Annotated in this window: 12 protein-coding genes and 1 pseudogene; 7 read left to right on the top strand and 6 right to left on the bottom strand. The window is 69.3% G+C overall.

Annotated elements, in window-relative coordinates:
• A pseudogene (locus ABDW21_RS11890) lies at nucleotides 1-374 on the bottom strand (hypothetical protein); the annotation flags it as partial.
• Between the two features lie 308 nt (nucleotides 375-682).
• On the opposite strand from ABDW21_RS11890, the gene ABDW21_RS11885 reads away from it, so the two are divergent.
• Entirely contained in the window at nucleotides 683-2,191 is a 1,509-nt protein-coding gene (locus tag ABDW21_RS11885; protein WP_343600642.1) for a PecA family PE domain-processing aspartic protease, read from the top strand.
• Between the two features lie 103 nt (nucleotides 2,192-2,294).
• Here ABDW21_RS11885 and guaA read toward each other — a convergent pair whose 3' ends face one another.
• Both guaA and ABDW21_RS11875 read right to left on the bottom strand, forming a co-directional pair.
• A complete protein-coding gene (gene guaA, locus ABDW21_RS11880) occupies nucleotides 2,295-3,857 on the bottom strand; it encodes a glutamine-hydrolyzing GMP synthase (protein WP_343600643.1) in 1,563 nt (520 codons plus the stop codon).
• 151 nt (nucleotides 3,858-4,008) lie between these two features.
• The gene (locus tag ABDW21_RS11875; protein ID WP_343600644.1) at nucleotides 4,009-4,572 is read right to left on the bottom strand and encodes a helix-turn-helix domain-containing protein; all 564 of its coding nucleotides are present in this window, start codon (nucleotides 4,570-4,572) and stop codon (nucleotides 4,009-4,011) included.
• 67 nt (nucleotides 4,573-4,639) lie between these two features.
• On the opposite strand from ABDW21_RS11875, the gene ABDW21_RS11870 reads away from it, so the two are divergent.
• Genes ABDW21_RS11870 through ABDW21_RS11860 form a run of 3 tightly spaced genes read left to right on the top strand, consistent with a single transcriptional unit; the run spans nucleotide 4,640 to nucleotide 8,716 of the window.
• Nucleotides 4,640-5,554 carry a TauD/TfdA family dioxygenase gene (locus ABDW21_RS11870; protein WP_343600645.1) on the top strand — a complete coding sequence of 305 codons (915 nt, stop codon included), beginning with the start codon at nucleotides 4,640-4,642 and terminating at the stop codon, nucleotides 5,552-5,554.
• A 40-nt stretch (nucleotides 5,555-5,594) separates the two neighbouring features.
• The gene (locus ABDW21_RS11865) at nucleotides 5,595-6,332 is read left to right on the top strand and encodes a beta-phosphoglucomutase family hydrolase (RefSeq protein ID WP_343600646.1); all 738 of its coding nucleotides are present in this window, start codon (nucleotides 5,595-5,597) and stop codon (nucleotides 6,330-6,332) included.
• Entirely contained in the window at nucleotides 6,329-8,716 is a 2,388-nt protein-coding gene (locus ABDW21_RS11860; RefSeq protein WP_343600647.1) for a glycoside hydrolase family 65 protein, read from the top strand. Before ABDW21_RS11865 ends, ABDW21_RS11860 begins: the two co-directional genes overlap by 4 nt.
• Here the strand turns inward: ABDW21_RS11860 and ABDW21_RS11855 are convergent.
• A complete protein-coding gene (locus ABDW21_RS11855; RefSeq protein WP_343600648.1) occupies nucleotides 8,700-10,439 on the bottom strand; it encodes a GMC family oxidoreductase in 1,740 nt (579 codons plus the stop codon). The two genes, ABDW21_RS11860 and ABDW21_RS11855, sit on opposite strands and share 17 nt — an antisense overlap.
• A gap of 101 nt (nucleotides 10,440-10,540) precedes the next feature.
• Here ABDW21_RS11855 and ABDW21_RS11850 point away from each other — a divergent pair, with 101 nt between their 5' ends.
• A complete protein-coding gene (locus ABDW21_RS11850) occupies nucleotides 10,541-10,792 on the top strand; it encodes a type II toxin-antitoxin system ParD family antitoxin (protein WP_343600649.1) in 252 nt (83 codons plus the stop codon).
• On the top strand, nucleotides 10,789-11,085 hold the full coding sequence (locus ABDW21_RS11845) for a type II toxin-antitoxin system RelE/ParE family toxin (protein ID WP_343600650.1): 297 nt from the start codon (nucleotides 10,789-10,791) through the stop codon (nucleotides 11,083-11,085). The genes ABDW21_RS11850 and ABDW21_RS11845 overlap by 4 nt, the downstream gene beginning before the upstream one ends.
• 336 nt (nucleotides 11,086-11,421) lie before the next feature.
• On the opposite strand, the gene ABDW21_RS11840 is transcribed toward ABDW21_RS11845, so the two are convergent.
• Both ABDW21_RS11840 and guaB read right to left on the bottom strand, forming a co-directional pair.
• Entirely contained in the window at nucleotides 11,422-12,549 is a 1,128-nt protein-coding gene (locus ABDW21_RS11840; RefSeq protein WP_343600660.1) for a GuaB3 family IMP dehydrogenase-related protein, read from the bottom strand.
• 25 nt (nucleotides 12,550-12,574) lie between these two features.
• On the bottom strand, nucleotides 12,575-14,164 hold the full coding sequence (gene guaB, locus ABDW21_RS11835; RefSeq protein ID WP_343710477.1) for an IMP dehydrogenase: 1,590 nt from the start codon (nucleotides 14,162-14,164) through the stop codon (nucleotides 12,575-12,577).
• A gap of 120 nt (nucleotides 14,165-14,284) precedes the next feature.
• On the opposite strand from guaB, the gene ABDW21_RS11830 reads away from it, so the two are divergent.
• Nucleotides 14,285-14,676 (top strand): DUF5319 domain-containing protein (locus ABDW21_RS11830; protein WP_343600653.1); only part of this gene is annotated, 392 nt, incomplete at its 3' end.

Here is a 14,676-nt window from a genome sequence, read left to right as displayed (position 1 = left end):
TCGACGAGCACCGCGGCCACCTCGACCGGATCGGCGCCGGGATCCGGGATCACCGCCAGCCGGCTCAGATCCGCGCCCATCTCCACAGCGGCAAGCAGCCCGATGTCCGGCTGGCCGACGATAGCTGCGTTCTCGCCGGCGGCCGTCACCGCGGCCACCATGCCCAGCGCCAGCGACCGGGCACCCGAGAGCACCGCCACCGTTCCCCGCGGCAACCCGGCGGGCAGCACCTCGGCCAGCGCCGGCGGGACCGGCAACCAGGCTTGCGTCTGCGTTACCAGGCCCTCGGCACCGGCCTTCTGCGACACCGCCGCCATCTGCCGGCGCAGCAGTGTCAGCTGCTTGACGCGGTCGTCGACTGCAGCCGCCGTCATAGCCCCTCCCAGCGTGTCCCTCGCTATTTTCGAAAGAATGTTCGATACAGTCGAGTCAACACCTGCCCACCGACAACCGTCAAGAGGACCGAACCGACGGCGTCGGGGACTTGACGATCAGATGCACCCCGGACATCGACAACGCGGATCACGACCTCCGCCACTCCGCGACCGGCGACTGGTAATGTGCAACACCGGGAACCGATTTCCGGGAAGCACACGCCATGAGCCGTTGCGCCATCACCGCGGGCGACAGTCGGCCGCCTGCCACCCCGGTACGTCGGTGTCGTCGCAGGGTAGCTACGAGCATGACCGGCGGGGCATTTCTGGCCGCGGCCACGATGACAACCGGCCCGGTGCTTAGCGCATCCCCCGCCGGGGCCGACATCATCGACGCGGTCCTCGACCCGGTTGTCCAGAACATCGTGAACGTGACGAGCGAGGCACTCGCGGCCGCACCCCTTGATCCCGGCTCGGATCTGAGCAGCCTGTGGTCGACCGATCCCCTGGTGGCACTGCCATCGCTGCCGATCGACCCGAGCCCGCTGCCGTCCGCAACCGCGGACCTCACGTCCGTGCTGCACGCTGCGGCCAATCCGGCTTCGGTTATCGCCGGCCCGATCGAGGCTGCCGTCTACCCGGTGATTTACGAGCTCGGCGAAGACTGGATCACCAGCCCGCTGGGCCAGTTCTACGACCAGTCCATCAACGCGCCCGCCCTGTTGTTGTTCGGGCGTGACCTGATCGGCAACGGTGCTCCCGGAGCCCCCGGAGTGCCCGACGATCCCACCGGCGGGGCCGGCGGACCCGGTGGGATCCTCTTCGGCGACGGCGGTGCCGGCGGTGCAGGCTACGGCAGCGGTGCCGGCGGTCCCGGCGGTGATGCGGGCCTGATCGGTAACGGCGGTGCCGGCGGTCTGGGCGGGGCCGACGGCGGCGCCGGCGGCGCCGGCGGGCTCGGCGGGTTGCTGTTGGGCTACGTCGGGGCCCACGGCGTCCAGGGAGCGGAGAGCCCGGACGCCGTTTCGCTGCAGGTGATAGACGGAACCGAACCGGTGGTCTACATCTCGGTGGACGACGGTCCGCGGGTGCCTGTGCTGGTCGACACCGGATCCTCCGGTCTTGTGATCCCACTGCACGACATCGGAACACAGAACCTCGGCGCCCCCACCGGATACGGTGTCAGCGGTTACAGCGGCGGGCTGACCTACGACTACACCACGTATCAAGCGACGGTGAACTTCGGAAACGGCATCGTCACCGCGCCGACCAGCATCGACGTGCCGACTTCGGCCTCACCGGAATCGTTCCAGCACTACGTGGCCGCCGACGGGGTGGTCGGCGTCTTGGGTATCGGGCCGAATGCCGAAGGGCCGGGGCCCAGCATCGTGACCACCGCGTTACCGGGCGACCTCAGTGCGGGTGTGCTCATCGACGAATCCCAGGGTGTGCTGCAGTTCGGGCCCAACCCGCTGACACCGCTCGTCTCGGTCAGCGGAGCGCCGATCACCTCGTTGGAGGTCAGCATCGATGGCGGGACCCCTGTCACAGTCACCGGGGCAATCGATTCCGGCGGGGTCTACGGAACCATCCCCGCATCGGTGGTCGGAGGCCCCGGAACCGTTCCGGCGGGGACCCTCATCTCGGTCGACACCAGCAGCGGTCAGCCGCTGTACTCCTACACGACGACCGCGACCGACGGCCCGACGGTGACCTCAGAAGACCTGCTGAACACTGGGAGCATCCCCTTCTCGCAATACCCCGTGTACATCTCCAACAGCCCCATCGGTGTCGGCACGACAGTCTTCGACGACTGACCTTCGACGACTGACCGTCGACGACTGACCGTCGACGACTGACCATCGATCACTGACGTGCGGCGTTTCTGTTTCCCCGCCCCGCACCGGGCGGTTACTCCCGCTACTCCCATTCGATGGTGCCGGGCGGTTTGCTGGTGACGTCCAGCACCACCCGGTTGACCTCGGGCACCTCGTTGGTGATCCGCGTCGAGATGCGCTCCAGCACGTCATAGGGCACCCGGGTCCAGTCGGCGGTCATGGCGTCCTCGCTGGAAACCGGCCGCAGCACGATCGGGTGCCCGTAGGTGCGGCCGTCGCCCTGCACGCCCACCGAGCGGATGTCGGCCAGCAGCACCACCGGGCACTGCCAGATCTGGTGGTCCAGGCCCGCCGCCGTCAGTTCCTCGCGGACTATCGCGTCGGCACGCCGCAGCGTGTCCAGCCGTGCCGCGGTGACCTCGCCGACGATCCGGATACCCAGTCCGGGTCCCGGAAAGGGTTGGCGCGCAACGATTTGCTCCGGCAGACCCAGTTCGCGGCCGACCGCGCGCACCTCGTCTTTGAACAGCAGCCGCAGCGGTTCGACGAGGGTGAACTTCAGATCGCCGGGCAGTCCGCCGACGTTGTGGTGGCTCTTGATGTTCGCCGCGCCGGCGCCGCCGCCGGACTCCACCACGTCCGGGTACAGCGTGCCCTGCACAAGGAACTCGATGTGATTGCTCTCCGTGTCTTTCAGGGCATCCCGTACGGCACCCTCGAAAGCCCGGATGAACTGCCGGCCGATGATCTTGCGCTTGCCCTCGGGGTTGGACACCCCCGACAGCGCGTCGAGGAACGTCTCCGCCGCGTCGACGGTGACCAGCCGGGCGCCGGTGGCGGCGACGAAATCGCGCTGCACCTGGTCACGTTCGCCGGCGCGCAGCAACCCGTGGTCGACGAACACACAGGTCAGCCGATCCCCGATGGCGCGCTGCACCAGCGCGGCGGCCACCGCGGAATCCACCCCGCCAGACAGCCCGCAGATCGCGTGGCCGTCACCGATCTGATTGCGGACCTGTTCGACGAGCGATTCGGCGATGTTGGCGGGTGTCCATTGCGAGCCGATGCCGGCGAAGTCGTGCAGGAACCGGCTCAGCACCTGTTGGCCGTACGCGGTGTGCACCACCTCCGGGTGGTACTGGACCCCGGCGAGACGGCGGTCCCGGTCCTCGAACGCGGCGACCGGCGAGCCCGCCGTGCCGGCCACCACCGTGAATCCCGGCGGCGCCGCGGTGACCGCGTCGCCGTGACTCATCCACACCGGCTGGGTTTCCGGCAGCCCCGAATGCAGCTTTCCACCAACGGATTTCAGCTCAGTCCGACCGTACTCACTGGTGCCGGTTCGTTCGACCGAACCGCCGAGAGCCTGCGCCATGGCCTGGAAGCCGTAGCAGATTCCCAACACCGGCACATCCAGGTCGAACAGCGCCGGATCGAGCTGGGGCGCGCCGTCGGCGTACACACTGGCCGGGCCGCCGGATAACACCAACGCCAGCGGATCGCGGGCCTTGATCTGCTGGACCGTGGCGGTGTGCGGGACGACCTCCGAATACACCCGGGCCTCCCGGACCCGGCGGGCGATCAGCTGGGCGTACTGCGCGCCGAAATCGACGACCAACACCGGTCGGGGCAAGGCTGACGGCACCCCGACAGTGTAATGACCGGCGGGTAATGACCGGCGGCGTGGTGACCGGCGGCGGACAACCGGTTCGCGGCACCCACCGCGAAAACGCCCCGCGCGATGCGTCGACGGTGTCGGGATCGCCGTCGAAGGTGACGTGCCCCGGCGCCGCGAATCAGTGCGGCTCGACGATCCGGGCCCGCTCGGCATCCACGGCGCGGCGTAAGTCGGCGTCGGTCATGTCGTCGATGCCGACCGCGGAACGTAACAGCGGCTCGAACAGCCGCCAGCCCACCTGGAACGCCAACGCGTTGGCGACGGCCAGTCGCGCGCCGAGCTCACTGTCGTGGCGCGGGCGCACCTGGTCGAGCAACGGCGCGACGTTGGGAAACCGGCTCTGCAACCGCCCCGCCGGATACCCGTCGAGCAGGGTCCGCGCCATCACCCGCAGTTGCCGGTCCAGCGCGGCTTCGACATCCTCGGCGGGCGCCCCGGCCTCCAACAGCCCGGTCAGGTTCATCCCCAGGTAGTCCAGCACCGCCCCGACCAACTGCTCCTTGGTGCCGAAGTGGCGGAACACCAGCCCGTGGTTGACCTTCGACCGGGCGGCGATGTCGCGGATCGAGGTTGCGGCCGGACCGCGCTCGGCGAACAGCTCGGCGGCCGCCGTCAGGATCGCCTCGCCCGCCTCTTCGCGGCCGACGGGCAGCCGATCCGTCCTTGACGCGCGTGTAGTCATTTGACTACAGTAGCGTACAACGTCGGTGTAGTCATCTGACTACACCTGTATGGAGAGGATCCTTGCAATGACGACCCATTCGACGGCTTCAGCGAAAAACAAGCCGGCCGTCACACAGTTGACCAGCCGCATCGGCGCCCGCGTCGACGGCGTCCGCCTCGGCGATGACCTCGACCCCGCCACGGTCCAGGCGATCCGTCACGCCCTGCTCCGCCATAAAGTGATCTTCTTCCGCGGCCAGCACCACCTCGACGACGCCGGCCAGCAGGCGTTCGCCGCCCTGCTGGGCACCCCGATCGCCCACCCGGCGGTGCGCGACGACAACGCCCCCGTCATCACCCCGATCAACTCCGACTACGGCACGGCCAACCGCTGGCACACCGACGTGACGTTCGTCGCCGACTATCCCGCCGCGTCGATCCTGCGCGCCGTCACCCTGCCCCGCTACGGCGGATCCACGCTGTGGGCGTCGACGGCCGCGGCCTACGCGGGGCTGCCGGAGCCGCTCAAGCACCTCGCCGAAAACCTCTGGGCGTTGCACAGCAACCGGTTCGACTACGTCGCCGCGCCGGCCGTCGCCGCGACAGATGAACAACGGTCATTCCGAGCGGTATTCGAGAAGCCGGACTTCCGCACCGAGCATCCGGTGGTGCGGGTGCATCCCGAGACCGGGGAACGGACCCTGGTGGCCGGCGATTTCGTGCGCGGTTTCGCCGGACTCGAGCCGTACGAGTCCCAGGTGCTGCTGGAACTGCTGCAACGGCGAATCACTATCCCCGAGAACACGATTCGATGGGACTGGGAAGCCGGCGACGTCGCGATCTGGGACAACCGAGCCACCCAGCACCGCGCCGTCGACGACTACGACGACCAACAGCGGCTGATGCACCGGGTCACGTTGACGGGCGACATCCCGATCGACGTGCACGGCCACCGCAGCCGGGTGGTCAGCGGGGCGCCTCTGAACACGCTCGCAGTGTAACGTTCCCGACAGCCGGCCATCACTGAAAGCGAGGTCCGCTGTGCTGGGTCTACCCGAGACAGTGCATGCCTGTCTGTTCGACCTCGACGGTGTGCTCACCGACACCGCGAGCGTGCACACCAAGGCCTGGGCGGCGGCGTTCGACGCGTACCTCAAGGAGCGGGCCGAGCGCACCGGCGAGACGTTCGTCCCGTTCGACCCGGTCGGCGACTACCGCCGGTACGTGGACGGCAAGAAGCGTGAGGACGGCGTCCGGTCGTTTCTGGAAAGCCGCGGCATCGAACTGCCCGACGGCGGACCCGACGACCCGCCGGACGCCGAGACGGTGTATGGCCTGGGTAAACGCAAGAACGACATGTTCCAGCAGACCCTGCACCGCGACGGCGTCGACGTGTTCGACGGCTCGCGCCGCTACCTGGAGGCGGTCACCGCCGCCGGCATGTCCGTCGCCGTGGTGTCGGCCAGCGCCAACACCCGCGACGTGCTGAAGCTCACCGGCCTCGACCGATTCATCGAGCAGCGCGTCGACGGCGTCACCCTGCGCGAGGAACACATCGCCGGCAAGCCGGCCCCCGACTCGTTCCTGCGGGCCGCGCGCCTGCTCAACGTCGACCCCGGGGAGGCCGCGGTGTTCGAAGACGCCCTCTCCGGTGTAGCAGCCGGTCACGCCGGAAAGTTCGGCTTCGTGGTGGGCGTCGACCGGGTGGGCCAGGCCGAGGATTTGCGCCGCAACGGCGCCGACGTCGTCGTCACCGACCTCGCCGATCTGCTGTCATGATCACCGAGGACGCCTTTCCCGTCGAACCCTGGCAGGTGCGGGAGACCCGGCTCGACCTGAACCTGCTGGCGCAGTCGGAGTCGCTGTTCGCGTTGTCCAACGGACACATCGGGTTGCGCGGCAACCTCGACGAGGGCGAGCCCTACGGCCTGCCCGGCACCTATCTCAACTCGTTCTACGAAGTCCGGCCGCTGCCTTACGCCGAGGCCGGATACGGCTATCCCGAAGCCGGCCAGACCGTCGTCGACGTCACCAACGGCAAGATCATCCGGCTGTTCGTCGACGACGAACCGTTCGACGTCCGCTACGGCGAACTGATCTCCCACGAGCGGGTTCTCGACCTGCGCGCCGGGACACTGACCCGCACTGCGCACTGGCGCTCGCCGGCGGGCAAGCAGGTGAGACTCGTCTCGACCCGGCTGGTGTCGCTGGTCCAGCGCGGTGTCGCCGCCATCGAGTACGTGGTCGAAGCGCTCGACGAATTCGTCCGCGTCACAGTGCAATCCGAACTCGTCACCAACGAGGACCAGCCGGAAACATCCGGCGACCCGCGGGTTGCCGCCATCTTGGAGCACCCGTTGGAGGCCGTCGAACACGAGCAGATCGGCCACGGCGCGCTGCTGATGCACCGGACGAAAGCCAGCGCGCTGATGATGGCCGCCGCGATGGACCACGAGATCGACGTGCCCGGTCGGGTGGAGGTGTCCACCGACGCGCGCAAAGACGTGGCGCGCACCACGGTGATCTGCGGGCTTCGCCCGGGCCAGAAGCTGCGCGTCGTCAAGTATTTGGCCTACGGGTGGTCGAGCCTGCGCTCCCGCCCCGCGCTGCGCGACCAGGCCGCGGCCGCGCTGACCGGTGCCCGGTACAGCGGCTGGCAGGGACTGCTGGACGCCCAGCGCGACTATCTCGACAAGTTCTGGGACAGCGCGGACGTCGAGGTGGAGGGCGACCCCGACTCTCAGCAGGCGGTGCGGTTCGGGCTCTTCCACCTGCTGCAGGCCAGCGCGCGCGCCGAGCGGCGCGGCATCGCCAGCAAGGGGCTGACCGGCACCGGTTACGACGGCCACGTGTTCTGGGACACCGACGGATTCGTGCTGCCGGTCCTCACCTACACCGCACCCCACGCGGCCGCCGACGCGCTGCGGTGGCGGGCCTCGACGCTGAACCTGGCCAGGGACCGCGCCGCCGAACTCGGTCTGCAGGGCGCCAGCTTTCCCTGGCGCACGATCCGCGGCCACGAATGCTCGGCCTACTGGCCGGCCGGGACCGCGGCCTTCCACATCAACGCCGACATCGCCGTCGCCATCGAGCGGTACCGCATCGTGACCGGCGACGAATCGCTGGAGCAGGAGTGCGGCCTGGAGGTACTGATCGAAACCGCCCGGCTCTGGAAGTCACTCGGGCACCACGACCGCCACGGCGTGTGGCACCTGGACGGCGTCACCGGTCCCGACGAGTACACCGCGATCGTCCGCGACAACGTGTTCACCAACTTGATGGCGGCACACAACCTCGTCGCGGCCGCCGACGCGTGCGCCCGGAACGGCGAAGCGGCGCACGCGATGGGCGTCACCACCGAGGAGATGGCGGCCTGGCGCGACGCGGCCGCCACCGTGCACATTCCCTACGACGACGAGCTGGGTGTGCACGAACAGTGCGAGGGATTCACCCGGTTCGCGGAGTGGGACTTCGACTCGAACACGACGTATCCGTTACTGCTGCACGAGCCCTACGTGCGGCTGTACCCGGCGCAGGTGATCAAGCAGGCCGACCTGGTGCTCGCGATGCAGTGGCAGAGCCACGCGTTCACGCCCGAACAGGAGGCCCGCAACGTCGACTACTACGAGCGGCGCACGGTGCGTGACTCCTCGCTGTCGGCGTGCACCCAGGCGGTGATGTGCGCCAAGGTGGGCCACCTCGAACTGGCCCATGACTACACCTACGAGGCCGCCCTGGTCGACCTTCGCGACCTGCACCAGAACACCCGCGACGGCCTGCACATGGCGTCGCTGGCCGGCGCATGGACCGCGCTGGTGGCCGGCTTCGGCGGCCTGCGCGACGACGAGGGCGTGCTCTCGCTCGACCCGCACCTGCCCGACGGCATCGTGCGGCTGCGATTCCGGCTGCGGTGGAGGGGCGCCCGGCTGACCGTCGACGCCGACCACTGCGAGGTCACCTACACGCTGCGGGACGGGCCCGACGGCGAGCTCACCATCCGGCACGCCGGCGAGGACCTCACCCTCAGCCCGGATGCGCCGTCGACGATTGCGGTCCGGCCGCGTCAGCCGCTGCTGCCGCCGCCGCAGCAGCCGCCCGGCCGGGAGCCGACGCACCGGCACACGGTGCGCTCCCGGGTCGGTGCGGTCAGCCCGCCGAGCTGACCGGGTCGGGTCCCGGCAACCACTGCAGCGCACCCGGCGCGTCGGCCGGCACCACCGGATGCTCGGGCGCGATCGGCTGCAGCCGGCGATACGGCTCGCCCTGGCGGGGCCGCAGGTCTTCTTCGCCCTTGTTCGGCCACAGCGACGCGGCCCGCTCGGCCTGCGCGGTGATGCTCAACGACGGGTTGACCCCGAGGTTCGCCGAGATGGCCGCTCCGTCGGCGACATACAGCGTCGGGTAGCCGTACACCCGCTGATAGGGGTCGACGACGCCGTGCCCGGGGTCCTCGCCGATCACCGCGCCACCCAGGAAATGCGCGGTCAGCGGGATGTTGAACAGCTCGCCCCAGGTTCCGCCGGCCACCCCGTCGATCTTGGCGGCGATGCGGCGGGTGACCTCGTTGCCGACCGGAATCCACGTCGGGTTGGGCTGGCCGTGGCCCTGTTTGCTGGAGAACCAGCGGATGCCCAGTGTGCCGCGCTTGGTGAAGGTGGTGATCGAGTTGTCCAGGTTCTGCATCACCAGCGCGATCATGGTGCGCTCACTCCAGCGACGCGGATTGAGCAGCCGCAGGGTGCCGCGCGGATCGGCGCCGCCGCCCCGCAGCAGTTGTTTCCACCGGGGCACATCGGTGCCGCCGGGGCCGGTGCCGTCGGTCATCAGGGTCTGCAACAGGCCCATCGCGTTGGAGCCCTTGCCGTAGCGGCACGGCTCGACATGGGTGTCCGGCGTCGGGTGGATCGACGACGTGATCGCCACCCCGTGGGTCAGGTCCAGGTCGGGCGACACCCGTAACCGGCCGGCGCCGACGATCGACTCGGAGTTCGTCCGGGTCAACACGCCCAGCCGGTCGGACAGCTTGGGCAGCGTGCCGCTGTCGCGCATCGCGAACAGCAGCCGCTGGGTGCCCCAGGTGCCGGCGGCCAGCACCACGTGGGCGGCGGTGAACGTGCGTTTCTTGCGGCGCACCCAGCGTCCGGTGCGCACGGTCCGCACCTCCCAGACGCCGTCCGGACGCTCGCTGATCCTGGTCGCCGTCGTCATCGGAATGACTTGCGCGCCAGCGTTTTCCGCAAGCCCCAGGTAGTTCTTCAGCAGTGTGTTCTTGGCGCCGTGCCGGCAGCCGGTCATGCACGAGCCGCACTCGATGCAGCCGGTGCGGGCCGGGCCCGCCCCGCCGAAGTACGGGTCGGGCACCGTCACACCCGGCGTCTTGGTGCCGCCCGGGCCGAAGAACACCCCGACCGGGGTGGGCACCCACGTGTCGCCCACCCCCATGTCCTCGGCCACCTCTTTCATGATGCGGTCGGAGTCGGTGAAGGTCGGGTTGCGGACCACGCCGAGCATCCGCTGCGCCTGCTCGTAGTGCGGCATCAGCTCGGCGCGCCAGTCGGTGATGTGGCTCCACTGCGGGTCGGCGAAGAACGGCTCCGGCGGCACGTACAGCGTGTTGGCGTAGTTCAGCGATCCGCCGCCGACCCCGGCGCCGGCCAGGATCATCACGTTGCGTAGCAGGTGAATTCGTTGGATGCCGTAGCAGCCCAGCTTCGGCGCCCACAGGAACTTACGCAGGTTCCAGGAGGTCTTGGCGAATTCCTCGTCGGAGAAGCGGCGGCCGGCCTCGAGCACGCCGACGCGGTAGCCCTTTTCGGTCAGCCGCAGCGCCGTGACGCTGCCCCCGAAACCCGAACCGATGATCAGGACGTCGTAATCGGGTTTCACCGGGCTAGCCTACGGCGAGCAGAGAGGGAATCGCTATCACGCCCCCCGAGAAGGCAACGCACTGCTCCCGTTATAGTACCAACAGTTGGTATTCTGGGTGTATGGGTAAGAATACGTCCTTCAGCCTCGACGAGCATTACAGCGCTTTCATCGAAGGTGCGATCGCCGCGGGCCGCTACCGGTCCGCCAGTGATGTCGTCCGCTCCGCGTTGCGGCTGCTCGAGGATCGCGAAACCCAGCTGCAGGCACTACGCGATGCTCTTGCGGCGGGCGAACGCAGCGGCACCTCGACACCCTTCGACTTCGACGCCTTCCTGGACCGCAAACGGGCCGACGCCGCGCGCGGCCGGTGAACCGCCGATACCTTCTCTCGCCCACCGCACAAGCAGACCTGGAACAGATCTGGGATTACACCCATGACCGTTGGGGTGTCGACCGGGCCGAGGAGTACCTGCGCGAACTTCAACACGCCATCGACCATGTTGTGGCAAACCCGTACATCGGCCGAGCCTGCGACGAGATCCGCCCTGGCTATCGCAAGCTCCCCGCCGGGTCACACCTGCCGTTTTATCGGGTGACCGCCGAAGACGTCGTCGACGTCGTGCGCGTCCTGCATCAACGTGTGGACGTCGACCGTCACCTTTGACTTTCTCTAGCGTCACCATGGGTAGCGCACCGCGAGGCCGCGTCGCCATCGCGGTGTGGTCGCTCTGGGTACCTCTGCCGGGGCGGCTCTGGACTTTCGGGTTGACCCCGCCGGCCACCGTGCCACCGGCCCACGCCGACGAGCTCCACCTGATCCTCGACCCCATCATCAACTCCTTCTCGAGCGTTGACCCCGCGCTGGGTGCAGATCTGAGCGGATTGGTGAGTAGCTTCGATCCGACACATGGCGCCGATTCCGTGGCTGCGGCTCCGACGTACCGGCAGCCTTTGCAGCAGGCCCGCGTGCAACTCTGCGTCTGACGCTGCTCGCAACGGTTCAGGATCCGACGTTCAGGCCGACCTTCTGGAACTCCTTGAGGTCGCAGTAGCCGGCCTTGGCCATCGACCGGCGCAGCCCGCCGACCAGGTTCAGCGAGCCGAACGGGTCGTCGGACGGGCCGGCGAGCACCTGCCGCAGCGTGGGCCGCTCGCCCGTCGCGACCTGCAGCAGCGCGCCCCGCGGCAGCGACGGGTGCGCGGCAGCAACCGGCCAGAACCAGCCGTCGCCCAGTGCCTCGGCGGCGGCGGCCAACGGTGTGCCCAACACCACCGCGTCGGCGCCGCACGCGACGGCCTTGGCCAGCTCGCCCGAGGTGTGGATGTCGCCGTCGGCCAGCACGTGCACGTAGCGGCCACCGGTCTCGTCGAGGTACTCCCGGCGCGCGGCGGCGGCGTCGGCGATCGCGGTGGCCATCGGCACGGAAATACCCAGTACCTCGTCGGTGGTGGTCACCCCGGCGGTGGAGCCGTAGCCGACGACGACGCCGGCCGCGCCGGTGCGCATCAGGTGCAGCGCGGTGCGATGGTCGAGCGCACCACCGACGACCACCGGGACGTCGAGCTCGGAAATGAAGGTCTTCAGGTTGAGCGGCTCGCCATCGGAGGCCACCCGTTCGGCGGACACGATGGTGCCCTGGATGACCAACAGGTCGATGCCGGCGGCCAGCAGCACCGGCGTCAGCGCCTGCGCGTTCTGCGGGCTGACCCGCACCGCCGCGGTCACCCCGCCGTCCCGGATCCGGGCGACCGCCGCGCCCAGCAGATCCGGGTCCAGCGGCGCGGCATGCAGCTGCTGCAGCAGCCGGATCGCCGCCGACGGTTCGGGTTCCTTGGCGGCGGCCTCCACCACCTGGGCGATCTTGGCCGCGACGTCGGCATGCCGGCCGATCAGCCCTTCGCCGTTGAGCACCCCCAGCCCGCCGAGGCGTCCGAGCTCGACGGCGAACTCCGGCGACACCAGCGCGTCGGTGGGGTGCGCGACGACGGGAATCTCGAACCGGTACGCGTCGAGCTGCCAGACCGTCGACACGTCCTTCGACGAGCGGGTGCGCCGCGACGGCACGATGCTGACGTCGGCAAGTTCGTAGGTGCGCCGGGCGGTGCGGCCCATGCCGATCTCGACCATGTCACGCATGCGGGATCCCCGTCCGTCAGCGCACGTAGTAGTTCGGCGCTTCGACGGTCATGGCGACGTCATGCGGGTGGCTCTCCTTGAGGCCGGCGGCGGTGATCCGCACGAACTGCGCCTGCTGCAGCGCCTCGATGGTGGGCGACCCGGTGTAGCCCATCGCCGCGCGCAGCCCGCCGGTGAGCTGGTGGATCACCGACGACAGCGGGCCGCGGAACGGCACCCGGCCCTCGATGCCCTCCGGCACCAGCTTGTCCTCGGAGAGCGCGTCGTCGGCGAAGTAGCGGTCTTTGGAGTACGACTTTCCCCCGCCTCCCGACGAGCCTCTGCCCTGCATCGCGCCCAGCGACCCCATGCCGCGATAGCTCTTGAACTGCTTGCCGTTGACGAAGATCAGCTCGCCGGGCGCCTCGGCCGTGCCGGCCAGCAGCGACCCCAGCATGGCCGTCGACGCGCCGGCGGCCAGCGCCTTGGCGATGTCCCCGGAGTACTGCAGCCCGCCGTCGGCGATCACCGGAACCCCCGCCGGAGCGCACACCGTGACGGCTTCCAGGATCGCGGTGATCTGCGGCGCCCCCACCCCGGCCACCACCCGGGTGGTGCAGATCGAGCCCGGGCCCACCCCGACCTTGACCGCGTCGGCGCCGACGTCGACCAGCGCCGCGGCCGCCGACCGGGTGGCGACGTTGCCGCCGACCACCTCCACCCGCTCACCCACCTCGGCTTTGAGCTTGCCGACCGTGTCGAGCACCAGCCGGTTGTGCGCGTGCGCGGTGTCCACGACCAGCACGTCGACGCCGGCGTCGGCCAGCGTCATCGCCCGCACCCAGGCGTCGGCGCCGACCCCGACGGCGGCCCCCACCAACAGCCGGCCGTCGCTGTCCTTGGTGGCGTAGGGGTGCTGCTCGGTTTTGACGAAATCCTTGACGGTGATCAGCCCGGTCAGCCGGCCGCGGCCGTCGACGATCGGCAGCTTCTCGATCTTGTGGCGGCGCAACAGGCCCAGCGCCGCGTCCGCGGACACACCCTCCTGGGCGGTGATCAGCGGGGCCTTCGTCATCACCTCGGCGACCTGCTTGGACTGGTCGACCTCGAAGCGCATGTCCCGGTTGGTGATGATGCCCAGCAGCGCCCCGGAATTGTCGACCACCGGCAGCCCGGAGATGCGGAACCGGGCGCACAGCGCGTCGACTTCGGCGAGCGTGTTGTCCGGTCGGCAGGTGACCGGATCGGTGACCATGCCGGCCTCGGAGCGCTTCACCATCTCGACCTGGCCGGCCTGCTCGGCGACCGGCAGGTTGCGGTGCAGCACACCCATGCCGCCGGCGCGGGCCATCGCGATCGCCATCCGCGCCTCGGTGACGGTGTCCATCGCCGAGCTGACCAACGGCACCTCAAGCCGGATCTTGCGGGTCAGCCGGCTGGAGGTGTCCGCGGCGGCGGGCACCACGTCGGAGGCGGCGGGCAGCAGCAACACGTCGTCGAAGGTCAGCCCCAGCATCGCGACCTTGTGCGGGTCGTCGCCGCCGGTGGGCACCGTGTCGTCGGTAAAGCCGCCGACACGCGGGTCGGAGCTGACAGTGAGGTTGCCGCTGCCGTCGAGACGGGACATTACCGGGGCCCTCCATACGCATTTGGAGTGAGAGCCCTAATCCTATCGGCTCACCGATCGGCGTGGGCGCTGGTCTTCAACCGGTGGCGCTGCGCACGTTCGGCACCGTACTGTGTAGGCGTGCGCGACCATCTCCCGCCGGGTTTGCCGCCCGATCCCTTCGCCGACGACCCCTGCGATCCGTCGGCGGCGCTGGACGACGTCGAGCCCGGTCAGCCGCTCGACTCGCAGGAAAAAATCGCGGTCGAGGCCGACCTCGCAGACCTCGCTGTCTACGAGGCGCTTTTGGCGCACAAGGGGATTCGCGGTCTGGTGGTGTGTTGCGACGAATGCCAGCAGGACCACTACCACGACTGGGACATGTTGCGGGCCAACCTGTTGCAACTTTTGGTCGACGGCACCGTCCGCCCGCACGAGCCGGCCTACGACCCCGAGCCGGATGCCTACGTCACGTGGGACTACTGCCGCGGGTACGCCGACGCCTCGCTCAACGAGGCGCGGTCGGACACCTA

This window comes from Mycobacterium sp., from assembly GCF_039583805.1.
GTDB lineage: Bacteria > Actinomycetota > Actinomycetes > Mycobacteriales > Mycobacteriaceae > Mycobacterium.
Note: the sequence above shows the minus strand (reverse complement) of the source record. Positions and strands in the feature narration are given on the sequence as shown.